Genomic DNA, 6,607 nt, shown 5'->3' with positions numbered 1-6,607 from the left:
GGCGATGCCGCATGGGCGTGACCGCCGCCGCCCAGCCCGTGCACGCCCACGAAGCGCTGTCCCACGCCCAGCCCCAGCCGCGCCGCCGCCTGTGCGCCCAGCACCGCCTGCATCGGCGCAGACCACACGGTGCCCTGCGCGAAACTGGCCTGGTAGTGGGCCAGGTAAGCCGGCGTAGTGCCGACGATGCGAAAGCCGCCCACTGTATCCCCGAGCGAGAGCGGAATCACCTCGGCCACCAGCGGCTGGCGCTCGAGCGCCTCGACCTCCGAGAGCGCCACATTGCCCGTGGGCTGGTCGATATGGAACACGCCCGAGAGAATGAGCTGCATGGGGCTGCCCTTGGCGCCCACCACCAGGTCGATGCCCGAGAGGTCGCGCTGGAACGCCTGTTCGAGTGCGCCGCGCGCGAGCAGCACGAACCCCACCGACACCAGCCCGAGCGTCAGCAGCAGTAGGTTGAGCACTCCGGTGAGCGGCTGCGCCCACAGGTTGCGCCAGGCGAGTCGCAGCGTGCTCATGCCGCCTCCCGCTGGACGGGGGCGAAGCCGCCCGATGCCACATCGCCCGACACCGGCGCGAAGGACAGCACCCGCGCGTCGGGCCAGGCCGCATGCACGCGGGCGTCGTGGGTGGCGATGACCAAGGTCGCCCCACAGCGTTGCGCGGTCGCGGCAAGCTGCCCCAGCGCCTCGGCGCAGGCGGCGTCGTCGAGGCTCGCGGTCGGCTCGTCGGCCAAGAGCACCCGCGGTCGGCGCAGCATGGCCCGCGCCAGCGCCACGCGCTGCGCCTGACCCACCGACAGTTCGCGCGGCAGCCGCGCCGCTAGCGCCGAGAGGCCCAGCGCCGCCAGGGCCGCGTCGATGGCCGCCTCATCGCTGGGCAGCCCCGCCGCCCAATAGACCAGCGCCAGGTTCTCGCGCACGGAGAGCGCGGCGCTCAAGTGCAGCCGCTGCGGCAGCACACCGACCTGCGCGCCGCGCCAGGCGTCGAGCGCGCGCGGCGTGAGCCCCGACAAAGCCTGCCCCGCAACGATGATTTCACCGCAGCTGGGTCGACGCAGCCCCGCCGCCAGCGCCAGCCAGGTGGACTTGCCGCTGCCCGAGGGGCCGCGCAGCAACAGCGTGCCGCCCTGGGGCAGCCGCACATCGGGAAAGCGCAGCACCCCGCCACCGGGGTACTGGTAGCCAAGGTCTTGGGTCTCGATCATGACCGGCAATGCTAATCCACCCCGTCGTGCGCCGCGCATCTCGGGAACGGATTCCGCGTTGCCCGCCCAGACCACCTACACTGCGCGCTCACCCCTCCCGCCGAACGCCCTGCGCATGCCCTGGACCCATCTGTTGCTCGCCCTCGCCGTCGTCGCGGTTTGGGGCACGAACTTCGTCGTCATCCGCTACGGGCTCGATGCCTTCGAGCCGCTGGCTTTCGCCGCGCTGCGCTTTGCCGCCTCGGCGCTGCCGTGGATGCTGTTCATCCGTCGGCCCGCCGTGCGCTGGCGCACGCTCGGTGCGTTCGGGGTGCTGCTGGGCGTGGGGCAGTTCGGGTTGCTGTTTCTGGCCATGCGCGGGCACATCACGCCGGGGCTTGCCTCGCTGGTGATCCAAGTGCAGGTGTTTTTCACCATTGGTCTATCGATGCTGCTGCACGGCGAGCGGGTTCGGACCTACCAGATCGTGGGCTTGCTCTGCGCGGTCGGCGGACTCGGTTTGATTGCCGGGCATGTGGATGCAACGCTCAGCGTGCTGGGCCTCGCGCTGGTGTTGCTGGCGGCGTTTTTCTGGGCCTGCGCCAACTTGGTGGCGAAGTCAGCCGGGCGCGTGGACATGCTGGGCTTCATGGGCTGGAGCAGCGCCTTTGCCGCGCCGCCGCTGGCGCTGCTCTCACTCGTGTTCGAGGGTCCGCAAGCACTGTGGACCGGTGTGCAGCACGCCTCGGCCGCTGCCTGGGCGGCGGTGGCCTGGCAGGCGCTGGGCAACACGCTGTTTGGCTACGGCGCTTGGAACTGGCTGCTGTCGCGACACCCGGCGGCGTCGGTCGCGCCACTGGCTTTGCTGGTGCCGCTGTTCGGCATGGGTGCCTCGGCGTTTTGGCTCGGCGAGCCGCTGCCACCATGGAAACTCGGCGCGGCCGCCTTGGTGCTGCTGGGGCTCGCGCTCATCATCCTGTGGCCGCACGCGCGGGCGCGCTGGCTTGCGCGCGAATCCCTCGTTCAGCGGGATTGATTCAGCGTTGCCCTGGCTTTCAGCGCGCCAGCCGCGCGAAGGTCTGGCGGAACTTGGCCAGCTTGGGCGCGGCGACGGCGAGGCAATAGCCTTGCGTGGGATGCTTTTCGAAGTAGTCCTGGTGGTACGCCTCGGCCGGCCAATAGTTCGCCAGCGGCAGTACCTCGGTGACGATGGGGGCTGGGTAGAGATGGTCTTGGCTCATCTCACGGATCAGCGCTTCGGCGACTGCGCGCTGCTCGGGCGTGGTGTAGTAGATGCCGCTGCGGTACTGCGTGCCCACGTCATGCCCCTGTCGGTTGAGCGTGGTGGGGTCGTGGATGAGAAAAAACACCTCGAGCAACTCGCGTGTGGACACCTGCGCCGGGTCGTAGACGACGCGCACCACCTCGACGCAACCGGTGCGCCCGCTGCACACCTCTTCGTAGCTCGGCCGCTCGACCTGGCCATTGCTGTAGCCGGACTCGACATCGAGCACCCCGCGCACCTCTTTGAACACGGCTTCCGTGCACCAAAAACAGCCGCCGCCGAGCACCAGGGTTTGCGGCTCGGAAGGCGTCAGGGGCTGCGGTGTGTTCATGGGGTTTTCAATCAACGCTAGGCTGGGCAGAACAGGGTGTCGGCCATCATAATCGCGCAGCGCCTGCCCTGCTCCACCCCCGCCGATGTGCCCGCCTGAAGCCCCGATGACGACCGCCGCGCCTGCCCCCACGATCGAGTGGCCCTTGCCGCCTTTTGCCAGCTACGCGCAGGCCGAAGGCGTCGAGGGGGAATGGGAGTGTGAGGTCGAAGGCTTGAACGGCCAGACCCGCCGCTGCCTGCTGGTGGGCTTCGATCCGCTGGCCGAGACGGCCTGGATACGCGTTCCGCCTTCGCGTGCGCGCCTGCCGGTGCAGTTCTCCATGTTCCGCCGACTGCGCATCCTCACGCCGCTGAGCCCGGACCATCTGTCTGCGAGCTCCGGGCCCCAGGCGCAACTGGTCGAATACCGCGCCCGTTTGCCCTACCGCGTGCGGCTGAGGGATGAGACGGTGTTCGAGGGGGAAACGATCGGACACACGGACACGCCGCAAGGCCTGTTCCTGTTCGAGCCCATCGACGAGCACGACCGCGTGCGCCGCGTGTTCATCCCGCGGGGGGTGATTGCTCAGGCGCAGATCGGGGCGGCTCTGGGTGAAGTGCTGGTGGCGCAGAAGGTGGTTTCGCCCGCCCAGGTCGAGCAAGCCTTGCAGGAGCAGGACCGCCTGCGGCAAAGAAAGCTCGGCGACTATCTCGTCAGCGAAAAAATCGTCACGCCGGAGCAACTCCTCGAGGCGCTGGAGGCGCAGGCGCGCATGCCCCTCGTGCGTCTGGGCGAGGCCTTGACCGGTCTGGGCATGATCACGCCCGAACAGCTCGAAGAAGCGCTGGAGCGGCAAAAAACCGAGCGCAGCGTGCCGCTGGGCGAAATCCTGGTGCGTTCGGGGCAGCTCTCGCGCCATGACCTGCAGGTGGCGCTGGCGCGCAAGATGGGCTACCCCATCGTCGACCTGAAGCAGTTCCCGATCGATGCCGAAGCGGTACGGCGGGTGCCGTTTGCGCTGGCCCGACGTCTGCGCATCGTGCCGCTGTTGTGGCGCTCGGGCACGCTCATCATCGCCAGCGACGACCCGACCCGCCAGGGCGTGCTCGATGAAATCGAATTTGCGACTCAGGCCAAGGTCGTCGCGGCGTTGGCTGCCGCGCCCATTCAAGAGCGGGACATCGCCGAGGTCTACCGCCGGCTGGGCGGTGCGCCCGAAGTCGCCCCAGGCGTCGTCGAATGGCCCGACGACGCCGCCGCGTTCAAGGCCGGCGAGCTGCTCGAGCAGCTCGAACAGTTCGAAGCGCCCGCCGACGAGGAGCACGAGCCGCTGATCGAGCAGAGCGACAACCAGCTCGTGCGGCTGATCCACACCCTGATCATCGAGGCGCACCAGCAAGGGGCCTCGGACATCCACATCGAGACCTTTCCGAACCGGCGCAAGGTGCGCATTCGGCTGCGCAAGGATGGGCGGCTCGAACCCTACATGGAGTTGCCGCACACCTACCGCGCCGCGATCGTCGCACGCATCAAGATCATGTGCGACCTCGACATCTCCGAGCGGCGCAAGCCTCAGGACGGCAAGATCAACTTCGCGCGCTTCGTGCCGGGGCAAAACATCGAGCTGCGGGTGGCCACCATTCCCACCTTCGGCGGCGCCGAGGACGTGGTCTTGCGCATTCTGGCGTCGGCCAAGCCCGTTCCGCTGCAGGAGCTGGGCCTCGCGCCGGCGAATCTGGCCACGCTGCGCGAAGCGGTCGAACGGCCCTACGGCATGATTCTGTGCGTCGGCCCGACGGGTTCGGGCAAGACGACGACCTTGCACTCCTTGCTGCAGCACATCAACACGCCGGAGCGGAAAATCTGGACCGCCGAAGACCCGGTGGAAATCACCAATCCGGATCTGCGTCAGGTTCAGGTCAACCCCAAGATCGACTGGACCTTTGCCAAAGCCTTGCGCGCCTTTCTGCGCGCCGACCCCGATGTGATCATGGTCGGTGAAATCCGCGACATCGAAACCGCGCACATGTCGGTCGAGGCGTCGCTGACCGGCCACCTGGTGCTGTCGACGCTACACACGAACAGCGCGCCCGAGACGGTCACGCGGCTGCTCGACATGGGGATGGACCCCTTCAATTTCTCGGACTCGCTGCTCGCGGTGCTCGCGCAGCGCCTGGTGCGCCGTCTGTGTCCAGACTGCCGCGTGGCAGAACCGCTGAGTGCCGAGATGCTGACCGAACTGGTCGACGACTACCTGCTGGGCTTCCCCGACGACCTGCGACCGACCGCTCAGGCGGTACGGCAGGACTGGCAGACACAACTCGGCAGCGAATCACCGCTGCGGCATCACCGCAGCCCCGGCTGCCCCGCGTGCAACCACACCGGCTATCGGGGCCGGGTGGGGCTACATGAGCTGCTGCGCGTCAACCTGGAAATCCGCCGCTTGATCCAGCAGCGCGGCGCCCCGCAGCAGATCCAACATGCGGCGATGCGCGCGGGCGCCTTCCGCACCCTGCGGCAAGACGGCATCCTCAAGGTCCTCCAGGGTCTGACGAGCCTCGATGAAGTCCGCGCCAACACCAGCCATCTTTGACCCTGTTTCACCTCGAGGAGCCCCCGCATGAAAACCGCCTTCCCCTGGGCCGACCCCCTGCTGCTGACCGAGCAGTTGAGCGACGACGAGCGCGCCATCGCGGAGGCCGCGCACGCCTTTTGCCAAGACAAACTGCAGCCGCGCGTGCTGATGGCCGCGCGGCATGAGCGCTTCGACCGCGAGATCATGAACGAATTCGGCACCATGGGCTTTCTCGGCCCGACGATCGAGGGCTACGGCTGCGCGGGCCTCAACCATGTGAGCTACGGCCTCATTGCGCGCGAGGTCGAGCGCGTCGACAGCGGCTACCGCAGCGCCATGAGCGTGCAGAGCTCGCTGGTCATGCACCCGATCCACGCCTATGGCAGCGAGGCCCAGCGGCAGAAATACCTGCCGCGGCTCGCCAGCGGCGAGTGGGTGGGCTGTTTCGGCCTGACCGAGCCCAACCACGGCTCCGATCCGGCCAGCATGCTCAGCCGTGCCAAGCCGGTCGACGGCGGCTATGTGCTGCGCGGACAAAAGATGTGGATCACCAATGCGCCGATTGCCGATGTGTTCGTGGTCTGGGCCAAACTCGAAGACGCCTCCGGCCAGGTGGGCGGGCAGGAGAGCATCCGCGGCTTCATCCTCGAAAAAGGCATGAAAGGCCTCTCGGCACCGAAGATCGAGGGCAAGATGAGCCTGCGCGCCAGCATCACCGGCGAGATCGTGATGGACGAGGTCTTCGTTCCCGCCGAAAATCTGCTGCCCAATGTCGCCGGCCTCAAAGGCCCGTTTGGCTGCCTCAACAAGGCGCGCTACGGCATTGCCTGGGGCGCGCTGGGCGCGGCGGAAGACTGCTGGCTGCGCGCCCGTCAATACACGCTGGAGCGCCAGCAGTTCGGCCGGCCACTGGCGCAAAACCAGCTGATCCAGAAAAAACTTGCCGACATGCAGACCGAAATCGCCATCGGCCTGCAAGCCTGCCTGCGCGTGGGCCGGCTGATGGACGAGGGCAAGGCCGCACCCGAGATGGTGAGTCTGATCAAGCGCAATTCCTGCGGCAAGGCGCTCGACATCGCCCGCATGGCACGCGACATGCACGGCGGCAACGGCATCCATGACGAATACCACGTGATCCGCCACATGATCAACCTGGAAACCGTCAACACCTACGAAGGCACCCACGACATCCACGCCCTCATCCTCGGCCGCGCACGGACGGGTCTGCAAGCGTTTTTCTAAGGT

General features: G+C 67.6%; 6 protein-coding genes. 3 read left to right on the top strand and 3 right to left on the bottom strand.

The annotated features are described in order from the left end of the window. Window positions 1–521: ABC transporter permease (locus JHC36_RS03015; RefSeq protein WP_287915667.1), on the bottom strand; the 521-nt coding region annotated here is incomplete at its 3' end. Then, complete coding sequence (locus JHC36_RS03010; RefSeq protein ID WP_287915664.1) at window positions 518–1,210, bottom strand: ABC transporter ATP-binding protein; 693 nt, start codon at window positions 1,208–1,210, stop codon at window positions 518–520. The genes JHC36_RS03015 and JHC36_RS03010, both read right to left, overlap by 4 nt. A gap of 115 nt (window positions 1,211–1,325) precedes the next feature. Between JHC36_RS03010 and JHC36_RS03005 the strand changes: the two genes are divergently transcribed. Then, window positions 1,326–2,225 carry an EamA family transporter gene (locus JHC36_RS03005; protein WP_287915661.1) on the top strand — a complete coding sequence of 300 codons (900 nt, stop codon included), beginning with the start codon at window positions 1,326–1,328 and terminating at the stop codon, window positions 2,223–2,225. 19 nt (window positions 2,226–2,244) lie between these two features. Here JHC36_RS03005 and msrA read toward each other — a convergent pair whose 3' ends face one another. After that, entirely contained in the window at window positions 2,245–2,805 is a 561-nt protein-coding gene (gene msrA / locus JHC36_RS03000; RefSeq protein WP_287915658.1) for a peptide-methionine (S)-S-oxide reductase MsrA, read from the bottom strand. A gap of 106 nt (window positions 2,806–2,911) precedes the next feature. On the opposite strand from msrA, the gene JHC36_RS02995 reads away from it, so the two are divergent. Further along, window positions 2,912–5,380 carry a GspE/PulE family protein gene (locus tag JHC36_RS02995; RefSeq protein ID WP_287915655.1) on the top strand — a complete coding sequence of 823 codons (2,469 nt, stop codon included), beginning with the start codon at window positions 2,912–2,914 and terminating at the stop codon, window positions 5,378–5,380. A gap of 27 nt (window positions 5,381–5,407) precedes the next feature. After that, window positions 5,408–6,604 carry an acyl-CoA dehydrogenase gene (locus JHC36_RS02990; RefSeq protein ID WP_287915652.1) on the top strand — a complete coding sequence of 399 codons (1,197 nt, stop codon included), beginning with the start codon at window positions 5,408–5,410 and terminating at the stop codon, window positions 6,602–6,604. Window positions 6,605–6,607: the final 3 nt, after the last annotated feature.

Origin of the sequence: Tibeticola sp., assembly GCF_022759015.1 — a bacterium.
Taxonomy (GTDB): Bacteria; Pseudomonadota; Gammaproteobacteria; order Burkholderiales; family Burkholderiaceae_C; genus Tibeticola; species Tibeticola sediminis.
This window is presented reverse-complemented; position numbering and strand designations above follow the sequence as displayed.